Genomic DNA, 20531 nt, shown 5'->3' with positions numbered 1-20531 from the left:
GATCAGGCGGGACCCTCCTGCAGCCAGCGCTGGAAGGTCAGGACCATATCGGTGTTCGTGAAGCCGGGGACCACATGGCCCAGCTGTCCGCCGTTGCCGCTGTGGTAGACGATGGTCGCCTCGCGCGCGACGGGCAGGGCCAGGCGGCGCAGACGTCCGCCGTGAATCTCGGCCGGGACGAGCGAGTCGGCCGAACCGGCGGTGATGCGCAGGCGCGTGCCCGCCCAGACCGACTGCGGCAGACGCGACGGGTTGCCGGCGCGCAGGGCGTCCCTGTCGCCGCCGTACGCGGCGACGACGCGGCCCGGGTCCCGCGACTCGGTGTCCTCGATGTCGTAGACGCCACTGGAGTGGTAGGCGCCGTAGATGTTCGGCACCAGGCGATTCGCGTACGCCCAGCAGAGCAGGCCGCCGCCGCCGGAGTTCGAGCGGAGGACGCTGGCGCTCACGGACCACAGGCTGCTCACCCAGGTGACGGCGGCCTTCTGCGCGGCGACCGCTGCGGCGTTCGTGTAGGCGCTGCTGCCGCTGTACTGCGGGCAGATGCTGACGACGCCCTGATCGACGAGCTGATCGGCCGAGTACTGGTAGGCGCCGGAGAGTGCCGTGTAGTTGCTTCCACTGGCGTGGTAGTACCAGAGGACCGGCACCGAGAGGTTCTTGCGGGGTACCGCGCTGTGCGGGACGAACAGGCGCGCGGGGTCGTTGCCTATCCTCACGTCGATGATCTCGTAGGGCTTGCCGTCGATGCGCGAGCGCGCCGTATCCCTGCGAGAGAACTCGCCCGGGAGCTTGGGAATCACGGAGTAGTTCGCCGCGGCGAATGCGGGAGTCGCCACAAGCGCGGAGGCAGTGGCGGCGACTCCGGCGGCGGAGGCGGCGAGCACCTTGCGGCGCGATACTCCGCGCGGGATATCAGTCATATCGAGGTTCCTTCGGAGCTTTCACCATCAGTGTCGAGTCGGCCGACCAGTCCGATATCGACGCACGAGAAGTCACGTCCGGCCCCCCAACCCATTCCGAAGTGTACGGGCCGTAGATGACGCTGGGATGACGTTCTCATCACGTCTCATCGCTCGGCGGTCATTAACGAGAAGAGGGGAACAGTCGGCGGGAGAAGACCGAGGACTTCTCGGCCGAGTCGTGCACGACGAACGGCACGGCGGAATCGGCGGAAACAATCGTGCGGGCCGCAGCCTTCTCGAGCGTGTCGCGGGAGAGGCTCTCGATCTCGACGCTGACCGCGAGACCGGACTCGGCCAGGCGAGTGGCTATCTGCACCTGATGGTCATCGACGTGCTCGCCGAAGGAGGCGCGTCGCGGCACCAGGATCGGCACCCGGCCCTGCTCGATGGCGCTGAGCGCCGTGCCCACTCCCCCGTGCGCGATCACGACGTCGGCCGCCGCCATCGCCTCGTTGAGCTCGTCGTGCGGCACCGAGTGGCGACCCTGAATCCCGAGCCCCGACACGTCGTTCGCACCGGTCTGCCAGAGCACCTCCACGCCCTCCAGGAGCTGCGCGAGCGCGGCGAAGAAGCGGGGGAAGGGATAGCCGTCCTGCGTGCCGACGGAGACGACGGCGCGGCGGATGGGCCGCGGCACGACGTCGTCGACGCGGTAGGTGTCGAAGATCGAGCCGCCGAAACTCCACTGCTCGTCGGCCCAGGAGCGGTACTGCGTGTAGGTCGAGACGCCCGGAAAGCGGGCGAGGATCCGGCCGGTCACCGACGGGCCGAGCACGCGCGCGGCGCTCTCGATGTAGTGCGCGGGGATGCCGCGCGAGGCCGCGAGCGGGAGGAAGGAGAGGGCCGGGCTGGCGCCGGTGCTGAAGACGGCGTCGAAGGAGCCGCGGGCCAGCAGAGAGCGGCCGATCCCCGCATTGCGCAGCACCGGCGCAACGGCACGGGGCGGCGGATCGGCGAGGTGCGTGATTCGCCGGTCGGCGAGGAGGGTGCGGCTGAGGGCACTGTCAACCGTCGCCCAATGCTGCTCCTCGGGGTTGACTCCGAGCAGACCCGAGAGTGCGAACATCTCTTTGAGATGCCCACCCCCGGAGCAGACGAACAGATACGAAGCCATACGCGCCTTCACTGGTGATGATCGAGATAACAGGCGTGTGGATGATCGATCGCCCGCCGAGAACGACCACCGATCCCTGGTGCAGAAGTCCCCCTATCGTATCAGGAGCAGAAGTCAGCGAGTAATTGCTGAGTGAATTCTTCGGCATCAAAACACGATGTCTCCTCAAGTAACTCAGTCTATGAAAACGAAAGCATCTCAGATCGAGAGGAAAAGCGCCCTCACTGCCGACGGGAATGAGAACCCCTTATCCGTTCGGCCGCAATCCCCTACCGGATCGCCCGATTCTCCTCAAGCATCTGCACAGCCCCGGGGGCGCGCGTAGCGTCAGAGCGCCGGCGCAGACGCCGGTCGACCGAGGAGGAACGCCATGAGGGACGACGAGCACAACAGCACCGATAAGCAGAACGGCCCCGTGATGGACGGGGCCGAGGACGCGAGTAACGACGAGAAGCTCAGCGGCCTGATCGACCAGGTCGAGCACGACCACGGGGCCGAGGGAGCCGGCGCGATGGCGGACGCCCTGCGCGACCGTGCCGAGGAGACGGACATCGACATCGCCGACGAGTCGGAGGCGACCGGCTCGGTCGAGGACAGCGGCACCGCTCAGGTCTGAGCGAGGGCCGCCTCGGCGCAGCACCCTGTGGCGTCGTCGACACCCGCGTACACGCCTCAATCACGAAGACCTCCGGCGGCGAGGCGGGTCCGGTGCCCACCTCGTTCCGGAGGTCTTCGTTCAGACGCCCCGCGCGACGGGGCGGGGAACGGCGGCTACGTCGTCAGGGCGACCGCCGGAGGCGTCCGGGCCGCGGTGATCGCCGGGTAGGAGCCCGCGATCATCCCGACCACGACGGTCGCGCCCAGACCCGCGAGGACAACCCCGACCGGGATAGTCAACGGAGCACCCGTGGTCGCGGCGAAGAACGCCACCGCTGCCATGCCGAGAGCCGCGCCCCCGATCCCGCCGAGGAGAGAAAGGAGGAACGCCTCGACGAGGAACTGCGCGCGGATGTGGCCGCGGGTCGCGCCGAGGGCCCGACGGAGGCCGATCTCGCGCCGACGCTCGAGCACCGAGATCACCATCGTGTTGGCGATGCCGATCCCTCCGACGAGCAGAGCGACCGAGCCGACTCCGAGCAGCAGCCCGTCGAACGAGGAGTCGACGGTATTCTTGGCCTGCAGCACGTCCGACGGCCGCGCCACCGCGACGGTTCTGGGCTTCACCGGGTCGATGCTCGGTGCGAGCAGCTGCTGGATCCGGGGCACCGCCTCATCGGCGGACCGCTCGTACACGGTCGTCGGGTTCCCCTTCCAGCCCAGGAGCGCGCGCGCCGCTGATCCGGGGACGAGCACGGTGCTGTCCAACTCGGGCGCAAGCGGGCTGCGGGCGAGCACACCGATCACGGTGAGATCCGCCTCGCCCACATGGATCATCACACCGGGTTCCTCGATCCCGAGGGCGCTCGCGGCGCTCGCGCCGAGGACCACTGTCGGAAGCTCGGACGACGCCGCATCGAACCACCGGCCGCTGGCGAGGGGTGACTCCGTCACGCTGAGCAGGCGCTGATCGGCGACTCCGACCGCGAGCCCGTTGGTATTGCCCAGATCGACAAGGCGATTGCGATACGCGGAGACCGGGAGGACCGCCACGGACGCCGCCGACTCGACCCCGTCGATCCGCAGGACCCGCTCGACCGCGTTCGGGGCCAGCGGCACCGGGGCGCTCATGACGCTCGCGGCGGAGGTCGCCGTGAGCAGATTCGTCCCGAGAGCGTGGAGCTTCTTCTCGACCTGAGCCTGCGAGGTCGCGGAGACACCGACCACCGCGATCATCGCCGCGATCCCGATCGCGATGCCGAGCGCCGAGAGGATCACGCGGAGGGGACGCAGCCGCAGCCCGCCACTGCCGATCCGGAGGAGGTCGCTCGCGAGCAGGCGCGAGCGGCTCATGCGGCTGCTCCCGCGGTTCGGACGTCGGACTCGACCCGTCCGTCGCGGATCGCGACCACCCGCGGAAGGCTCTCGGCGAGCGCCCGGTCGTGCGTGATCACGACGATGCTCGTGCCCTGGGCGTTGAGCTCGCGCAGAACCGCCACGACCGCGGCCCCGGAGACGGAGTCGAGAGCACCGGTGGGTTCGTCCGCGAGCAGGAGCGGTGCCTCCGAGACGATCGCTCGGGCGATCGCGACCCGCTGCTTCTCCCCGCCCGAGAGCTGGTGGGGCCGGTGGTGCAGGCGGTGGGCCAGCCCGACCCTGTGCAGGGCCTCCTCCGCCGCCTCCCGGCGTCGACGCAGCGGCGTGCCGACGTACAGCGCCCCGTCCGCCACGTTGTCCAGGGCGCTGCGGGTCTCGTCCAGGTGGAACTGCTGGAAGACGAAGCCGAGCATCGTCGCCCGCACGCCGGAGAGTCGCCGGTCGCCGACAGTCGCGATGTCGACGCCATCAATCAGGACGGTGCCGGTGGTCGGACGATCGAGCAACCCCATGATGTTGAGCAGGCTCGACTTGCCGGATCCGCTCGGCCCGACGATCGCGAGGAGCTCGCCGCGGTCCACGGAGAGCGTGACACCGTCGACGGCGCGGACCGGAGGGCTACCGTGCTCGCGCGTCACATCACGGAGGTCGAGGAGGCTCATGCGCTCGCCGCCCCGACGGTCAGGGCCTCGTGCAGCCCGTCCCCCGACACTTCGGCGACACCGTCCGCGACGAGCCCTACCGTGACCGGGATGCGATGTCTCGAGGAGTCATCGCCGATCACGTCCAGCTCGTACCCTCCGCCGGCGCGGGCGAGGAGCGCGTCGACCGGCACGGTGAGGACGTTGTCGTGGCGGTCGCCGATGAAGGCGGTCTGCACCGACGCCTCCTGGAGGCCATCTGCGACGGCCGGATCCGAGAGGGCGATCTCGACGGGGACGACGCGGCCCGCCGTCGGATCGTCCTGGCTCTGGCTCTGGCTCCCGGAACTCTGCCCGCCCGACACCTGAGCCCGACCGATGGAGGTCACGGCGGCGGGCGCCACGGTGCCGTCGGGCATTGTCACGCTCACCGCCGCCCCGACCGAGGCGAGACCCTGGTCGGCGAGCGGCAGCATCACCTGCACCGACGGAGCGTGCGCGGTCAGCGTGAGCACCGTGGTCCCCGCCCCGACCGGCGTCTCGACGGCGACCGGAGTGGCGCCCACGCGCACGACGTCCGGAGCCACGACGACGGCGGACTGGGGGACTTCGCCGGTTTCGGGAATCTTGAGGGCCTTCTGCCACTTCCGCACCGCCTCGGCCGTGGGCTCGAGGAACTCCTCGTCCGGCACTCGCGGGAAGTACCCGAGCTGTGACAGGTTCTGCTCGAGCTGTAGGACGTCCGCCCCCTTCGCGCCGACGGAGAGGTCGCGCCAGACGGGGACCGTACCCAGGAGCAGCACCGTGGGGACGGTGTCGACCTCATATACGGTGTCGCCGCGTCCGAGGGAGGTGCCAACGGCGGGGACGGCCGTGAGTGTGCCGGACGCCCGGGAGGTCGGCGACTTGACCGCGGGATAGCGCAGGGTGCCCTTCTCGATGGTCGTCTTGGCGACCGTGCCGGTGGTCACCTGGACCGTCCGCCCGACCGGCGCCGCCGTGGACTCCTGGCCGCTCGAGGACGCCCCCCAGGGGGCCCAGAGCACGAGGCCGCCGATCGCGACCAGCACGAGCACCGCCGAGCCGGCCAGGACCAGCCGATGTCGCGTCACCATCACTGGGCGAGTTCCTCGTAGCAGGCACCCGCGTCCTGGTTGAGCGTGGTGTCCGTCTTCATCAGCTTCGTCATGGCCTCCGCGTCCCACTGCCCGTCGGCCTGGAGATCCGGGACCTTGTGTCCCTTCGCGATGATGCACGAACGAATTTCGGAGTTGTACACCCGTATCGCTGCGGACTCCTTGGCCGTGGGCTGCGGCTCCTTACCGATCTTCTCGGCGCAGGCGGCATCCGCGGCGTCCCTGACGTCTTGCGACACACTGTCGCCCTGGACGCCGTGGTCACCGAGGCACGAGGTCAGTTTGTTCAGGTACTCCTCCTGGCCGCTCTGGAAGGTCCCGAATGTGGCGATCGCCTCCTTGAGGGACGGGGTTGCCTCGGCAGCGGCACCGTCCGTCGGCGCGGAGGAGCAGCCGGCCAGGAGGAGAGCGCCGAGGGCGAACGAGCTGGAGATCATGAGGATCTTTGTCACCGGGGTCGAGGGGCGAGTGCTCATCAGGGGTTCCTTTCGTGGAATGTCATCGGCGCCGTTCTGGGACGACCGCTGCCGGAGACCCTAGATAGCGAGTCGTGACGATCCGTCGAGTCGCGCCTTTCTCGGGAGCAATTGCGCCGTTTTCGAGGTCGCGAGAGCCCAACTTCCGTCCAGAGGATGAGCGGTCGCCTCCGGGAGGAGGACCCCCGACACCGCGGTAGAATCGGGTTCGCCTCGCCCGGTCGATCCTGCGTCGAGGCGTGAAGTAACGCTTCGGGCGGCGACCCGAGATAAGACGAGGTATGCTCGTCGCAGCGGTTCCCCGTTCCGCTCGCACTACCAAGGACTGCATGGACCCCTTCCCCCTCCCCGACGTCCCGGTCGAGACGCTGCTGCCCGCGGAGGAGCCGCACATGCGCAGCCTGTCGATGACCAGCGTCGTGCTCGGGCTGTGCTCGATCGTGGTCGGCGCGGTCCTGATCATCCCGATCGTCGGGATCGCCCTTGGCACGGCGGGACTGCGTCGGGAGCCCTACCGGAAGCTGGCGCGCACCGGCATCATCCTGAACTGCGCGATGCTCGCGCTCTTTCTGGCGGTCCTCGTCGCCGTGGTCCTGCTCCACGGGACATCCGACGAAGCGCGGTGAGCGTGCAGCGGAGCGCCGTGAGCGGGCGAGCGGCGGGCTCCCGGCCGTGATTCCCCTCGCCATCCTCGGAGTGGTCCTGATCGGCGCGGTCGCGCTCCACGCGATCCGACCAGCACGGATCGCCCTGCACCGACTCGCGCTCGGACGACCGGCGCCCTCGCCTGCGCGACCGCACGCAGTGCCCGCCGCGCCGGGCGACGACCAGGAACCGTACGCCGGCCCTCGGTGACCCGGCGGCCCCGGCCCTCTCGACCGAGTCGCAGAGCTCATCGGTGAAGATCACACCGACCGGCTCGCGCTTCTCGGCCTGGAAGCGGTCTTCGGCCCGGCCCACAGCCCACCCGCCACTCCCTCGTCCCCGTGCACGACGAGGTCGACGGCGACCGAGCGGACGGTGGAGGTGCGGCGCACGGGCAGCTGCTCGGGGGCGACGCTCGCCCGGAGCGCGTCGAGGTCGAAGGGCGGCGGGAGGTCCGAGCCGCGCGGCGGGAGGAGGAGCTTCACGTCGCGGTCGGCCGCGGCGAGGCGCTCGGTCCGCAGCACGGTGAGCAGGTGCTGGCTGCGGGCGCGGCGCGGGCGGTCGGGGGACGGAACGGCGTCGGTCATCCTCCATCATTCCCACCCGGGTGCGCCTTGCACCGAGCGCGGCCCGCGCGCTGCGGCTCGGGAGTGTCGATCCGTCGCGGACGCCCCGCGCTGTCAGGTGTGCCGGGCCGTCAGCGATCCGTCGCGGGCGGAGGGCGAAGGTGAGGCGCTGTACTGGCGCGAGGCGGGGGCGGGCTGGGCGGGAAGACCGGGCGCACCTACTCTCGCCGCATGACTGCGATGACTCCGCAACTCCGGCACGACCGCCTGGTCGCTCCCGACGTGCTGCGAGGAGTGGCGGTGGTCGCCATGCTGATCGCGCACGCGATGCCGCTCGTTCCAAGCCAACGGACGGGAGCGATCGGTCTTCTCGCGTGGAACGTCAACGATCTCGCGTCGCCGCTGTTCGCGCTGGTGATGGGGATGTCCGCGGCGCTGGTGCTCGCGCGGCCCGGCGCCTCCCCCGGCCGGGTGCTGCTGCGGAACGCGATCCGCAGTGCGGTGCTCGTGGCGCTCGGGGTGTGGCTCGACAACTGGGGGAGCTGGATCGCGATCGTGCTGCAGTACCTCGGGGTCGTGCTGGTGCTCGGCACCCCGCTGCTCCTGCTCCGCTCCCGAGTGATCGGCGTGGTGGCCGCTGCGCTGGCGCTCGTCGCCGGGCCGCTGAACGCCGCGGTGACCGCCGCGGCACCCGACTCACCGCTCACCCTCTGGCTCTTTACCGGGCCGAGTTACCGCGCGACCAATCTGCTCCCGTTCTTCCTCCTCGGCGCTCTGCTCCTGCGTCACGGCGCCCGGCGCGACCGGCTGCTGCCAGTGCTCGCGGCGGTGGCGGTCGTCGTCTACCCGGTGCGGCTCGTGGTCGAGCAACTGCTCGGAACAGAGGCCCTCTCCGGTAGCCTGCCGGACACCCTGCACGACCTCGGGCTCGTGCTCGCCGCGTACGTCGCGGTGGTGCTGCTCACCACCGCGCGCTCGGCGGCCGTCCAGCGCGCGCTGGTGCCGCTCGGGGCGATCGGCACGGTGGCTCTCTCGGTCTACGTCGTGCAGGTCGCCCTGGTCGCGGCGCTCGCTCGCGCGGGCTTGGGCTACGCGGCCGACGCTCCGCTCGCCGCTCTCGCCCTGGTGCTCGGGCTCTGCGCGGCGGCACTGCTGTGGAGGCGCATGCTCGGCGCTGGCCCGGTCGAGAGGCTGACGGCGCGGCTCACGGGGCTCGTGCCGGGGTGAGCGGCGGAGGACTCTGCCATCGGCCGCGCCTCCTTCATCACCTCGAGGGCATATCTCCTCACTTGTGGTGTTGGTTGGCGGCAGGGGTGGTGTGTGTCTCGTACTCAGTTGTTGTCGGATGTGGCGTGGGCTCAGATCGAGCCGTTGATGCCGGTGGCGTCACGGAAGGGGGGCGTCCGTTTCGGGATCATCGTCGGGTCGCGGAAGCGATCGCGTGGCGGTTTCGGACGGGCTCGCCATAGCGTGTGAACTCCCGCTGACGCTCCCCGGCGCGCGCATCCGTCCGCTCCTCGGGACCACTTCAGCAACGCTGTCACGACGACAGCGCCTTCCGAGCCGACCGAAGCGCTCGGAGCGAATGGAACCCGGAGCGTCGTGCAGCCATCTCCCGGTCCTCACTGGTTGGCGCGAGCAGGATCGCGAAATGCCGATCTGCGGCTCGCAATCGCTCACGTCGAATCTCAGTGAGAGGTGTCGTCCCCCTCGCTGCGAATGCGGCATGCAGGATGTTCGACGACACCGCGAGATCGGCGCGCAGTCTTGCCACGGTGAAGGCGGGGTCGTAGTACTGCGATTCGATGACGCGCTGCGCCTGCTCGAACAGCCTCTCCGCAGCAGATTGAGGCGCGGACGGCGGCTGGGTCTCAATCTCTGAAAGCACCGCCGCCGTCGCATTCTCAATACACCCTCGCACAAACCTCCACGCTCTTTCGCTAATGTCAACAGCCATAGCTAGCGCGCTGGCCGCAGATGCCGTCAGAATTCTCAGAGTTGCGATCTCCCGAGGAACCCGCCGGAGACTCTGCGGCGGTACCACTTCCAGCCGAGACCCCCCCCCCGAACTCTAGTTCAAGAGTGGCAAAAGGAGCAGCGCTTCGCATGACGACAGAAAGGCTTTTCGGGTACACAAAAGCTTCCCCCTTGCTTGCTGCGAAGTACTCGTCGCCATGCGTGACATCAATGTTTCCGTCGAGAACGACAATAAGCATATGTCTTCCAACGGCTATTGCAGACGTGACGTCGGGTGAATTATGATAAAATCGACTAATGTCTAAGTCGCTCAATTGCACGCGATCCGCGTGCACTCGGAGCGTGTCTGTCGAAGATACGTGTCGTCGATGATCTGCCATCCACGCGGCCGCCTCCTCTCCGGCTAGCGAAATACCCTTCTCCTCCACTACAGCAATTCTAGAAAATTCCACAAGAGCAGCTTCCGAGAGTAGCCCGGTCGAACAGGCACGCGAGGCGGTCCCGCACATCTACATCGTGCAACGGGCGGTCACAACATTCACGATGTTACCGATTTCTGCGAGGCGCTGCTACCAAATTCTGCGAGATTTCGGAAGTTGTCCCTTCGAGCGACGTTTGATTCTTGATCATGTGACGACCCCAATCATCACAAGTCTGGAGTACTCATGAACAACCCTCGTAAACCGCGTGGCAAAGAAGTCATCCTCTCGGATGGCTGGTCGATCCCGAATGAGAACGGCGTAGGACGTCGCGTTCTCGTCAAGGGCGCCGCCTGGACCATCCCCGTCGTCGCGATGGCTGCAGCGACACCGGCCGCCGCCGCCTCAAACACCATCACCCTGAAGTTCACCAACGGCCCCTACACCGCAGACGCCTGTGCGACGGTGAAGACGATGGTGGTCCAGGCGACGGACGCGTCCGGCGCGCCCCTTCCCAACACGAAGATCACGATCACGCTGCCAGCAGGATTGACCTGGAGTGACGGAACGACCGCTCCCCGCAGCTTCACCACGGACGCCGACGGAAACATCTCAGTGAGCGGCCTAAAGGCGCAGGCCGGGAGTGGCACCCGGACCGTGTCGGCCACGTCCGGGACCGCCTCGACGTCCGCAGGGGTGAAGGTCACCGACTCAAAGGCGGGCGCATACCTCAGCATCGAGGGTGGCACGCCCAAGAAATACGACAAGCTCACCGGTTCGGAAACCCCGATCGGCAACCAGTACTTCCTCGACGGCACCGATCTCTACTACGCCAACACTAGGATCGCGACAGGAGTCAAGGCCGCCGCCACCTATACCGACGGAGACGGTCGAAACGACGTCACCTACACGACGAAGGATGGCGCATACCTCAGCATCGAGGGCGGCACTGGCAAGAAATACGACAACCGCACCGGTTCGCAAACCCCGATCGGCAATCAGTACTTCGTGGATAACGGCAAGCTGTACTACGCCGGAACTCTCGCCGAGACGTCGGGCGACGTCACTCAGTACTCGACCTACACCGACGGCGCGGGTCGCAACAACGTGACCTTCACGACAAGCGACGGTGCCTACCTCAGCATCGCCGGCGGAACCCCGACGAAGTACACCAATCTCCTGAGCACCGACGTTCCGGTCGGCAACCAGTACTTCACTCGCGACGGCAAGCTGTTCTACGCGAACACTGAGATCTCGACGACCACGATCGGATCGGTCACCGCCGCGAAGGGGTACACCGACGGCGACGGCAAGAACGACGTCACCTTCACGACAGATTCTGGGGCATACCGGAGCATCGAAGGAGCCAAGCCGACGAAGTACGACACGCTCACCGGAAAGGAGAAGCCTGTCGGCAACCAGTACTTCACCATCGACGGAAAGCTTTACTACGCGAGTACCCTGCTGACTACTGCCGGCTATGTGACGGACGCCGTCGGCTACACGGACGGCGACGGCAAGAACGACGTCACCTTCACCACGCAGTCCGAGTGCTCGTAACCTATCGGCGTAGTCCCGCTGCACCGCGCAGCTGACGCGCCCTCCCGATTGATCCGTCCCGGACGGCCCATGTCGCGCACGCGCACGGGCCGTCCGGGACGGATCAATTGCACACTCAGCGAGTGGAAGCGGGGCCGTCGGCGGGCGGCAGCGGGTCCGCTTCCGGGGTCAGTACGAGTGGGGTCGCGACCGTCACAGCGCGGACGCTTGTTCAGGGAGTCTTCGCTCCCGCTTTGCTCATCGAGCGCGTTCCCTCATTATCGCGGGCGGCACTGCCGGTGATGGACGTTCGCCACCGCCCGCCCGAACAGGAGCATCCTCAGAGGAGTGACGATCTCCGCCGCCCGGCGTTTCGAACGATCGACCGTGCGGCGCGCCCTCATTTCTTGACGTACACCCGCACGATACGCCCGTCGTGCTTCTCCGCGTGTACAGGTACCTACCATCACCCCAGGCCGTGCTGAATGCGACCCCGGCTCCCGCAGGGCCCTTCTCGAACGCAAGTTCACCGTGTCCACCTCTCAGCGTCGAGCGACACGCGCCATCGTATGAGTGGTTGAACAGGGCGCCTTCGTCGCGTTCGATATCCCCTACGATTGCGAACGGCTCTCGTTTCCACTCTGCGTCGATGTAGCTGGGATCAGTGACCATGAGCTGACCGCTATCAACGGCCACCTCGCCAATAAGCTCGATCTTTGGCAACGAATTACCAGTCTCACTCTCATCGTCGCCGGCGACGGGCTCTGAGTCCTCCTATCTTTCTTCCTCCAGTGCGAGCATCGCTCGAAACCCCTGCGTCCGAAACAGATCCTGCTCCAGTTATGCCTTGTCGATGTCGAAGGTGCGTACGGCGATGGCGTCGAACTCCTTGTCGGCTTTTAGACGCGCAATCTCTCCATCTCTGATCTGGATGCGGTCGGCGAGCACCTTCTCAACGACCTCGGGACTACGCTTTTCCAGCTCCTGTGCCTTGTCTTTCCGTAAATCGCGACTCTTCTCAACGGTTTCGATAGTCGCATCCTTCGCTGTGACCGCAGCGCACAGGTTCTCGACGTACAGCCTCCAGACAACAGCACCACCGATGATCGCCGCCGCGTTCACGATCAGTTGCACTGCGTCTACCGTTTCGCCAATCCAATCCGGTGCGGTTCCACCTTCCCCTTTTACACGATCTGCACGCCGTGCGGACGACGCTGCTTGCGGTGCGTTGCTCAGCGTCGGGCGACGCAAGCGCAGTCAATCGTCGGGCACACCTCAGCACGCGACTCAGAGGCTTATGCAAAATTCCCTGGCGCGCCCAGCGAACAGGCCTCTGACCAGGGTTTTGTGAAGCCCTACCCGAATTTTGCATAAGCCTCTCACTCTGGTCATTCGGGACAAGCGCTGGACCAACAACAAGCGTCGAGCGACTCACGATTGAGCACTTCCTCACCCAGAAGGAGCTGCGCAACGAAATGCCCTTCGAAGTTGTTGGAAGCCTCGGGAACCTTCTCCTCGTGAACGATGCGCTCAACATACGGCTCGGCGACAAAGACTTCGAGTCCAAGAAGCGCATCCTGCAGAGCGATGGACTCAACTATGACAGTGGAGGAGTTCTCGATGCGGCGGAGTGGACCAAAGACTCGATCGTGGCCCGGACATGTCTTCTTGCCGAACGTGCATAGGACGATGTATGGATGCTCCCGCTGTCATCGAGACTCACGTCCGCCAGGGGCTTGCCGCCCGCTTCACATCACGCGACGATCAGTTCCCGGCCGGTCGCTTCACGATCGAGGTAGCCGAGCTGACCCATCAACGTTCGGACCACGGCTTTGCCAAGCTCCAGGGGGACGGCATTGCCGAGCTGGCGCTGAACGTCGGCGCGGGGCCCGTCGATCATGAAGTCGTCGGGGAAGGACATGAGCCGCAGCATCTCGTTGACGCGGAGGCGTCGTGCACGTTCTTCGCCAGAGGCGGTGCGGACGTTCTCCCAGTGGAACGGGCCAACCCACGGGCCGGGCTGAGCCTGGAGTGTGGTGGATGGCCGGTTAGGGTCGAGGCGGAGCAGGAAGGTCCAGTAGCGACTGCGCCATTCGAAGTGGTTACGGCCGCCGTAGCGTTCGGTATGCCACAGGTAGTTCTGACCAGGCGGGATCTCCGCGGCAAGTTCTCCGTAGTTGCCGTCGACGATCTCGTCTTCGGCCGCGCGCACGAGTCGGGGCAGTCCGGCAAACGCCTGAGAGGTGGTGATGTGCGGGATTTTGCTGGCGTCGACGGTACGGCTGTGCTCGCTCCATCCGGAGTGGGTGGGCTCGGGGAACTCGAACTTCTCCCCGTCACGGCGCCCGACGACGAAAACACGGCGACGAAGCTGCGGGACCCCGTAGTCCGCGGCCAACAGCACCTTCCACTGCGGGTTATAGCCGAGTTCGCCGAGTCCCCTAAGGAGCCGGTCAAACTGAGCCTTGTGGGTCTTGTACGTCAGGCCCTGCACGTTCTCCAGGATGAACGCCTCTGGGCGCGACTCCCGCACGACACGGACGTACTCGTCCAGCAGCGAGGCATTGGGGTCGCGGCTCTCGCGCTTCTGCTCCAGCCAGAACCCGGACTTGCTGAATGGGGTGCACGGGGGGCCGCCAACGACCAGCACCGGCTCCTTTGCCCGCAGCCCTGCGGTGGCGAGGATCTGCTCGGTGGGGACCTGTCGGATGTCGCCGGTGAGGGTCGTGGCGCCGTCGAAGTTCGCTTTCAAGGTCTGCAACGCGGGCTCGTTGTAGTCCGTCGCGACCGACACGCGAAGGAGGCCGCTGCCAGGGTCGCCGGCCGCGAGGGGTTCGGCGTCGGCACGTTCGACGGCGAGGTCGAGCCCCCCTGCTCCGGAGAACAGACTCACCACCGGAAGCTGCTCGCCCATGTGCCACCTCTTCCTCACCGTGCACGCACGGCCCGGCCTCTGCAGGCAGTGCGTGTCCAACCAGTATCGTCGAGACGAGTATGCCGACAGCCACCGACATGCCCACCGTGACCAAGGACATCGGTGGACAACCCGAGCCGGAAGGGGTTCTGTGGAGGAAGAGACGCTCGCCGGACGCGCCTTCGGCGAGGTCTACCGCGTCCAGGGGCGCAGCGACTTATATGCGTTCCTCCTCGACGCCGTACGTGCCTCCGGCGGCCGTGTGCTGTACGCGAGCGACCGACACCGCGCGCCGGTCTACCTCGGCGTGCAGCTGGACTCCGACGAGCGGATCGGGATGCTCATCTACCCCTTCCGCGTCACCGGGAATTCGATCAAGAACCGCCCAGACGACGAGGTCCGCGGACAGCTCCGCTACGGCGCCGAGGAGTCCTGGAAGCGAGAGCACCCCGTCGGGCGGGATGTCGCCGGCGTGGACGTGACCATGATCCTCGGCGTCGACCTCGCCGACGGCGTCATCCTCGGCCTGGACGCCAACCTCTGGGACCCTCTGCCGATGGGCATCTCCTTCTATGCCAAGGACGCGGAGATCCAACAGGCCACAGCGTCCGGCTGGCACGTCTGGGAGAAGATCAACCGGCCAGGAACGAAACGCTCCGAGCCCCGCTCCCCCACCAGCCTGGAGACAGTCGTCGCGTTCACCCCCGACCGGCTCATCGACTACGCACGCCTCGAACGACGAGCGACCTCTCTGCGCTTGGACCCGCCGCTGCGCTACTCGGCTGCTGTCGCACTCGCAGGCAAGACGGCGGTCGACGAGCTGCCACGTCGGCACCTATTGGAGGAGCAGTTCGCACTCACCAGCGAGCAGATCCTCGACATCATCGGTGGCCGTAACCGGCTCTCGGTCGCCGTCCGCGGTGGGGTCGCCGAATACCACCTGGAGCGCCTGCTCGACAGTTCGCCCGACATCGCCGCCGTCGAGCGGCTCGACGTGGACGCGATGCACGACTTCACCGTCACCCTCTCGGACGGCAGGGTGAGGAGAGTCGAGTGCAAGAACGCAAGCCCGAAGACCTCCGCCAGCGGCAGCTTCAAGGTCGAGGTTCAGAAGACCCGGGCCTCCAAGGGAGATCCCGCCTCGCGCTTCTACCCCGTCGACGGGTTTGACGTCGTCGCGGCCTGCCTCTTCTCACCGGTTGGACGATGGGAGTTCCGTTACGGGCTCACCTCACGTATGGCGCGGCATAAAGACTTTCCCAACCGGCTCGCACCGATCCAGACGATCACCGACGACTGGGCGGAGAGCCTGTTTGCCCTCAGGGGGTGACCTCTCGTCGGTCACGCGCGACGTCCACGATGCTCGTGGCGATAGACGTGGAAGCTTCGTGTTCTCAGAACCGCACCACGCGCCATCCTCGTTCCTCAAGCAACTCGGTGGTCTCGATATCGCGGAGTCGGTTTCGACCGATCTTGCCCTCCCAGTAGTCGCGGTTTGTCGACGGCGTCTTGAAGCGCTCGGGACAGTCGTGCCAGTAGCATCCGTCGATGAGCACCGGGCGGCATTGCTGGAAGCCCACGGCGTGTACATGGCTCGAGGCTACGGGCCTCGCTGCCATGTCAGAATCCAGCCCGCGTGCCCTGCCGCCGCCCCACGCGGCGGGTGGGTCTCATGACGCAAGAACGATCCTCACGGATATATTCAGCCGCAGGAGGCTGTTTTCGACGAGGAGCACCAATGACTGCACAGACCCTGGGTGAGCGGTCATGCAGTTGCGACCCCGACGAGGTCGACCTGCCGGTGGCGCTTCTTTCCGCTTCAGTGCATGAGACCCCGCACTTTCACCTTCATTGATGGCGTTGACCGTCGACGACGAGCTGCCGCGCTGCTGCCCTCACGACCCAGGTCGTTGACTGGGCGCTCGACTTCGCTCTACGACGTTCCGAACGCGCTGCGCTCACCCCGGGTCGAGCGACAAAGCTGGTGCGCCGAGCAGTCACGATCGGTTTCGGAAACGGCGGGTTGACAGGGGCCGAGCGTCCCGGCAACGAGGAACGCCCGGACAGGATCTGGAATATCCGAGCCACCAACTCCGTCACCTGTCCAGAGCTCAAACCTGTAGTAGAGTCATAGCGCATCGACTTCTCACTTCAAGAATGGTGTGTAGGAACCTCCATTCTCTCGCGCGAGAAGTCGATGTCTTTACAGCGACACGCGCGGATCAGACCTTATAAATAACACTCTTCGTATTTGTGTTTATTTTGCTTTTCGTAGTCATGAAATGAGCGCCGCGCTTTATGCGCATGTCGGCACAAGAGGGGAGTGATCGGGGGACAAGGCTAGCAAGCGTTAGCTGCACCGCCCGGGGAGGTTGGTTGCGGTGAGGCGACTCGCTGTAGTCCGTGGAGCGGGACGAGGACCTCCTCGTCGCGAGTCGAGCTGCTACCGCCGGCTCGTCAACCGGCGTCGTGGTCCCGTTCCGGGCCGGATCGGAGCGGAGTGGGTCGCGGCCGTGTCGGAGCGGCTGCAGGTCCACCCGATCCTCGTCGTCGGCCGGCTCCAGAACGACAACGTCCTCACCTGGCGGACCGCGCTCGCCAAGAACGCTCCGATGGTCGAGGACCGACTCGCTCGCTGGTCGTGAGCACCCGCCGCAGGCGGGTCGCCCGCACATGCGGCGCGGGCCGCCAGCGTCAGCGGGCGAGCGCCGACGCGGCCGTGGCGAGCGACGGCCCGTGCGCCGCGAGCACCAGATCGCGCACCGCGGTGGCCGGGAGCGACGCGGCGCCGGCCGGCAGCAGGTCCGCATCTGAGGTCAGCACGAGCGGAGTGTCGGCCGACGAGGACGGCAGCCTCCCGTGCGTGCCGCGCACCAGCGTCGCGTCCAGCGGCACTAGGTTCATCGCGTAGCGCAGCCCGAGCGCCTTCTTGGCCAGGTTGCCCGCCGCCTTCGCCTTCACCAGCGGGTCGGCCGGGTCGAAGAAGAGCTCGGCCGGGTCGTACCCGGGCTTGCGGTGGATGTCGACACCGCGCGCGAAATCGGGCGCGCGGTCGTCGTCGAGCCAGTAGTAGTAGGTGAACCACGCGCCCGGCCGAGCAACCACCACGAACTCCCCGGAGCGCTCGTGGTCGAGGCCGTAGCGGGCCTGCGCCTCCCGGTCGAGCACCTCATCAACGCCGTCGAGCGCCTCGAGGAGCGAGCGCACCCGCGGCAGATCGGCCGCACCCTGCACGTAGACGTGCGCGACCTGGTGGTCGGCGACCGCGAACGCGCGCGAGGTCCACGGGTCGAGCTGCTCCCGGCCGTCCTGCACATACACCTCGAGCAGGCCCTCGCGACGCAGCGCCCGGTTCACGTCGACCGGGGTGTCCGCAGCGGCGATCCCATACTCGGCGACCACGATCACCGAGGCGCCCAGCGCCTCCGCGTCATCGAGCAGTGGAGCGAGCACCCCGTCGAGCTCCGTCGCGGCCCGGCGCGCCTCGGGCGAGTCCGGCCCGAAGCGCTGGAGGTCGTAGTCGAGGTGCGGTAGGTAGGCGCAGGTCAGCTCGGGCGGGCCGGAGCCGTCGCCGGCCAGCACATGCCGGGTCGCATCGACCATCCACTGGGTCGAGCGGAGCGACGCGGTCGGCCCCCAGTACTGGAACAGCGGAAAAGCGCCGAAGCGCGACACCAACTCGTCGTGCAACGCCGTCGGGCGCACGTAGGCGTCGGGTGACTTACGGCCGTCGGCGTGGTAGATCGGGCGCGGAGTGACGGTGACGTCGGTCGTCGCCCCCATCGCGTACCACCAGCCGACGTTCGCCGCGCGGTACGGCTCCCCACTGCGCCGACGCGCGGTCTCCCAGACCTTCTCCCCCGTGACCAGGCGATTGTGCTGGCGCCAGAGGTGCACCTCGCCGAGGTCGCGGAAGTACCAGCCGTTGCCGACGATCCCGTGCTGGGCGGGCATCGACCCGGTGAGCATGGTGGACTGCACGCTGCAGGTGACCGCGGGCAGCACCGTGTCCAGCGGGAGGCGTCCGCCGCCGCGGGCGAGGCGGGAGAGGCGGGGCATGTCGGCGAGGGCCGTCGAGGTCAGCCCGACCACGTCGAGCAGCAGCACGGGCCTCACAGCGCAACCGCCTGCGGAAGCAGCGGCGCCAGCAGCGCATCACGGGAGGCGGGGGTGAGCAGGTGCTCGGCTGCCCAGGCGAGCTCGGCGCCGATCCCCGTGGAGAGGTCGGCTGGCGCGTCGGCGAGTACCGACCAGGTGTAGGTCTCGACGTCGAGGTGGATCTCGTCGTACGGCCAGGCGGTATCGACCGCCGAGACCGCCTCCGCCAGGACGGCCGTGGTCGCCGAGAGCGGCGCCTCGGGCCGGTGATGCAGCGGCACATGGAAGTGCACGCGCCAGGGTCCGGTGCCGGGGAGCGTGTCGAGCGCCTCCGGCAGGTCGTCGACGCGGAGCACGCCGTCGATCCCGTTCTCGCGGGTCTGGTGCAGGTAGCGCTTCTCGACGAACGGAGCCAGCGCGGCGCGGTGAGCCGGGTCCTCCAGGTGCAGCGCGGCCGAGGCCTGCACCTTCACCACGCGCAGGCCCGCGTCGCGGATGCGGCGGACGGCGGTGGCCGGGTCGGCGAAGGACACGGCGAGGTGGCAGGTGTCCAGGCAGACGCCGACGAACGCCGGATCCACCACTCCGATCCGCGGGTGCAGCCACTCGACGACATCGTCGACCGTGTCGAGGATGCAGCCGGGCTCGGGCTCGATCGCCAGGCGGATCGCGTGGCCGGTGGAGCGGCGCAGGTCGCGCAGCTCCTCGACGAGACGGGCGAGGGTGCGGCAGGCCGCGTCATCCTGCTCCCGGCCCCAGCCCTCCCGCCAGCCCAGCGGCAGCGTCGAGATGCTGCCGTCGGCGCCCGCCGGCAGCAGGTCGGCGAGGATCCGCGCGCAGTCGATCGTGTACTCCAGGCGCTCCGGGGTGGTCCAGTCGGGCCGGTAGACGTCGAGCTTGACGACGTCGGCATGGAACGCGGCGTAGGGGAAGGCGTTCAGCGTGCGGACCTCGAGGCCGTTGCGCTGAAGCGCCGCCCGCAGGACCGCGCGGTCCTCGGCGCTGGCGACCAGGCGGGCCGCGAGATCGCGCGGGATCCACAGGCCGACTCCGACCAGCGCGAGCCCGGCGGCCATGCGCGCGGGCCCGGCGTACACGTCGAGCTGGCGGACCACTCCGGCCAGGTCCTCGGCGGGGTGGACGTTGGTGCAGTACGAGAGGTGCATCAGACGACCTCCGCCACGCGCGGCGCGCCCCGCAGCACGGAGTTGCCCTCGAAGGTCCCGCCGGCCCGGGCCCTGTCGAAGCCCGCGACGGGCGAGAGGTCCAGGCGTCCGCTCTGCCCGTAGAACTCGACCGGGTTCTGCCAGAGCAGGCGGTCCACGTCGGCCGCGCTGAAGCCGGCCACCAGCAGCAGGCGGCCGGTCTTCGCGGTCGTGAGCGGATCGGAGCGGCCCCAGTCGGCGGCGGAGTTGACCAGCACGCGGTCCAGCCCGATCCGCTCGACCAGTGTCACCAGGCGGGTCTCGTCCATCTTGGTGTCGGGGTAGATCGAGAAGCCCATCCAGCAGCCGGAGTCGCGGACCGCGTCGACCGTCACCTCATTGAGGTGATCGACCAGCACCTGACCGGGCGCGAGCCCCGAGTCCGCGACCACCTCGAGGGTGCGGCGGGTGCCCGACTCCTTGTCGCGATGCGGGGTGTGCACCATCGCGGGGAGGCCGTGCTCGCCGGCGAGCTCGAGCTGCTGGCGGAAGACCTGGTCCTCCTCGGGCGTGAGCGAGTCGTAGCCGGTCTCGCCGACCGCGACCACGCCGTCCTTGGCGAGGTAGCGGTCCAGCTCGGGCAGCACGGCCCGGCAGCGCGGGTCGTTCGCCTCCTTCGGGTTCAGCCCGATGGTGCAGTGGTGGCGGATGCCGAACTGAGCGGCGCGGAAGCGCTCCCAGCCGATCAGGGCGTCGAAGTAGTCGGTGAACGAGCCGACGTTCGTGCGCGGCTGGCCGAGCCAGAAGGAGGGTTCAACGACCGCGCGGACGCCGGCGTCGAACATCGCCTGGTAGTCGTCGGTGGTGCGGGAGGTCATGTGGATGTGCGGGTCGAAGATGCGCATCGTCGCGCCTTTCTCAT

The 20531-nt window shown here is 67.6% G+C and carries 22 protein-coding genes; 8 read left to right on the top strand and 14 right to left on the bottom strand.

The features are described 5' to 3' along the window. Positions 1-2 precede the first annotated feature (2 nt). Together C1O28_RS14720 and C1O28_RS14715 are read right to left on the bottom strand one after the other, a co-directional pair. Complete coding sequence (locus C1O28_RS14720) at positions 3-923, bottom strand: hypothetical protein (RefSeq protein WP_097167798.1); 921 nt, start codon at positions 921-923, stop codon at positions 3-5. 163 nt (positions 924-1086) lie between these two features. Continuing rightward, positions 1087-2079, bottom strand: a complete 993-nt coding sequence (locus tag C1O28_RS14715) for a glycosyltransferase (protein WP_097167797.1) — start codon at positions 2077-2079, stop codon at positions 1087-1089. 370 nt (positions 2080-2449) lie between these two features. On the opposite strand from C1O28_RS14715, the gene C1O28_RS14710 reads away from it, so the two are divergent. Further along, complete coding sequence (locus C1O28_RS14710; protein ID WP_097167796.1) at positions 2450-2695, top strand: hypothetical protein; 246 nt, start codon at positions 2450-2452, stop codon at positions 2693-2695. Between the two features lie 155 nt (positions 2696-2850). Here the strand turns inward: C1O28_RS14710 and C1O28_RS14705 are convergent, their stop codons facing one another. Genes C1O28_RS14705 through C1O28_RS14690 form a run of 4 tightly spaced genes read right to left on the bottom strand, consistent with a single transcriptional unit; the run spans position 2851 to position 6306 of the window. Then, on the bottom strand, positions 2851-4029 hold the full coding sequence (locus C1O28_RS14705; protein WP_097167795.1) for an ABC transporter permease: 1179 nt from the start codon (positions 4027-4029) through the stop codon (positions 2851-2853). Then, entirely contained in the window at positions 4026-4715 is a 690-nt protein-coding gene (locus C1O28_RS14700; RefSeq protein WP_097167794.1) for an ABC transporter ATP-binding protein, read from the bottom strand. Before C1O28_RS14700 ends, C1O28_RS14705 begins: the two co-directional genes overlap by 4 nt. After that, positions 4712-5809: a peptidoglycan-binding domain-containing protein gene (locus tag C1O28_RS14695; protein WP_097167793.1), complete on the bottom strand. Its 1098-nt coding sequence runs from the start codon at positions 5807-5809 to the stop codon at positions 4712-4714. The genes C1O28_RS14700 and C1O28_RS14695 overlap by 4 nt, the downstream gene beginning before the upstream one ends. Beyond that, entirely contained in the window at positions 5809-6306 is a 498-nt protein-coding gene (locus C1O28_RS14690; RefSeq protein WP_097167792.1) for a hypothetical protein, read from the bottom strand. Before C1O28_RS14690 ends, C1O28_RS14695 begins: the two co-directional genes overlap by 1 nt. Before the next feature lie 329 nt (positions 6307-6635). On the opposite strand from C1O28_RS14690, the gene C1O28_RS14685 reads away from it, so the two are divergent. Next, positions 6636-6932, top strand: a complete 297-nt coding sequence (locus C1O28_RS14685; RefSeq protein ID WP_097167791.1) for a hypothetical protein — start codon at positions 6636-6638, stop codon at positions 6930-6932. A gap of 279 nt (positions 6933-7211) precedes the next feature. Here C1O28_RS14685 and C1O28_RS14680 read toward each other — a convergent pair whose 3' ends face one another. Then, on the bottom strand, positions 7212-7538 hold the full coding sequence (locus C1O28_RS14680; protein WP_097167789.1) for a siderophore-interacting protein: 327 nt from the start codon (positions 7536-7538) through the stop codon (positions 7212-7214). 210 nt (positions 7539-7748) lie between these two features. On the opposite strand from C1O28_RS14680, the gene C1O28_RS14675 reads away from it, so the two are divergent. Next, complete coding sequence (locus C1O28_RS14675) at positions 7749-8744, top strand: DUF418 domain-containing protein (RefSeq protein WP_097167788.1); 996 nt, start codon at positions 7749-7751, stop codon at positions 8742-8744. A 313-nt stretch (positions 8745-9057) separates the two neighbouring features. On the opposite strand, the gene C1O28_RS14670 is transcribed toward C1O28_RS14675, so the two are convergent. Beyond that, positions 9058-9405 carry a helix-turn-helix domain-containing protein gene (locus tag C1O28_RS14670; RefSeq protein WP_146076342.1) on the bottom strand — a complete coding sequence of 116 codons (348 nt, stop codon included), beginning with the start codon at positions 9403-9405 and terminating at the stop codon, positions 9058-9060. A gap of 754 nt (positions 9406-10159) precedes the next feature. Here C1O28_RS14670 and C1O28_RS14665 point away from each other — a divergent pair. Together C1O28_RS14665 and C1O28_RS14660 are read left to right on the top strand one after the other, a co-directional pair. Beyond that, positions 10160-11473, top strand: a complete 1314-nt coding sequence (locus tag C1O28_RS14665; protein ID WP_097167787.1) for a carboxypeptidase-like regulatory domain-containing protein — start codon at positions 10160-10162, stop codon at positions 11471-11473. Between the two features lie 552 nt (positions 11474-12025). Beyond that, positions 12026-12220, top strand: a complete 195-nt coding sequence (locus C1O28_RS14660; protein WP_097167786.1) for a hypothetical protein — start codon at positions 12026-12028, stop codon at positions 12218-12220. A 72-nt stretch (positions 12221-12292) separates the two neighbouring features. Here C1O28_RS14660 and C1O28_RS14655 read toward each other — a convergent pair whose 3' ends face one another. Beyond that, the gene (locus C1O28_RS14655; RefSeq protein ID WP_097167785.1) at positions 12293-12586 is read right to left on the bottom strand and encodes a hypothetical protein; all 294 of its coding nucleotides are present in this window, start codon (positions 12584-12586) and stop codon (positions 12293-12295) included. 236 nt (positions 12587-12822) lie between these two features. On the opposite strand from C1O28_RS14655, the gene C1O28_RS14650 reads away from it, so the two are divergent. Continuing rightward, positions 12823-13137 carry an HNH endonuclease family protein gene (locus tag C1O28_RS14650; protein ID WP_097167784.1) on the top strand — a complete coding sequence of 105 codons (315 nt, stop codon included), beginning with the start codon at positions 12823-12825 and terminating at the stop codon, positions 13135-13137. Between the two features lie 68 nt (positions 13138-13205). Here C1O28_RS14650 and C1O28_RS14645 read toward each other — a convergent pair whose 3' ends face one another. Next, complete coding sequence (locus C1O28_RS14645; RefSeq protein WP_097167783.1) at positions 13206-14366, bottom strand: DNA cytosine methyltransferase; 1161 nt, start codon at positions 14364-14366, stop codon at positions 13206-13208. Positions 14367-14517: 151 nt separating this feature from the next. Here C1O28_RS14645 and C1O28_RS14640 point away from each other — a divergent pair, with 151 nt between their 5' ends. Beyond that, on the top strand, positions 14518-15696 hold the full coding sequence (locus C1O28_RS14640) for a hypothetical protein (RefSeq protein WP_097167782.1): 1179 nt from the start codon (positions 14518-14520) through the stop codon (positions 15694-15696). A gap of 64 nt (positions 15697-15760) precedes the next feature. On the opposite strand, the gene C1O28_RS14635 is transcribed toward C1O28_RS14640, so the two are convergent. After that, positions 15761-15922 (bottom strand): PDDEXK family nuclease, encoded by a 162-nt coding sequence (locus C1O28_RS14635; protein WP_127821558.1) that lies wholly within the window; start codon positions 15920-15922, stop codon positions 15761-15763. 957 nt (positions 15923-16879) lie between these two features. On the opposite strand from C1O28_RS14635, the gene C1O28_RS15885 reads away from it, so the two are divergent. Continuing rightward, the gene (locus C1O28_RS15885; protein WP_258058686.1) at positions 16880-17011 is read left to right on the top strand and encodes a hypothetical protein; all 132 of its coding nucleotides are present in this window, start codon (positions 16880-16882) and stop codon (positions 17009-17011) included. 49 nt (positions 17012-17060) lie between these two features. On the opposite strand, the gene C1O28_RS14630 is transcribed toward C1O28_RS15885, so the two are convergent. Genes C1O28_RS14630 through C1O28_RS14620 form a run of 3 tightly spaced genes read right to left on the bottom strand, consistent with a single transcriptional unit; the run spans position 17061 to position 20514 of the window. After that, complete coding sequence (locus tag C1O28_RS14630) at positions 17061-18482, bottom strand: alkaline phosphatase family protein (RefSeq protein WP_097167780.1); 1422 nt, start codon at positions 18480-18482, stop codon at positions 17061-17063. Beyond that, the gene (gene eboE, locus C1O28_RS14625; protein ID WP_097167779.1) at positions 18479-19630 is read right to left on the bottom strand and encodes a metabolite traffic protein EboE; all 1152 of its coding nucleotides are present in this window, start codon (positions 19628-19630) and stop codon (positions 18479-18481) included. Before eboE ends, C1O28_RS14630 begins: the two co-directional genes overlap by 4 nt. Then, a complete protein-coding gene (locus C1O28_RS14620; RefSeq protein ID WP_097167778.1) occupies positions 19630-20514 on the bottom strand; it encodes a TatD family hydrolase in 885 nt (294 codons plus the stop codon). Before C1O28_RS14620 ends, eboE begins: the two co-directional genes overlap by 1 nt. Positions 20515-20531: the final 17 nt, after the last annotated feature.

The organism is Rathayibacter rathayi, assembly GCF_004011095.1.
In the GTDB taxonomy this organism is placed as follows: domain Bacteria; phylum Actinomycetota; class Actinomycetes; order Actinomycetales; family Microbacteriaceae; genus Rathayibacter; species Rathayibacter rathayi.
This window is presented reverse-complemented; position numbering and strand designations above follow the sequence as displayed.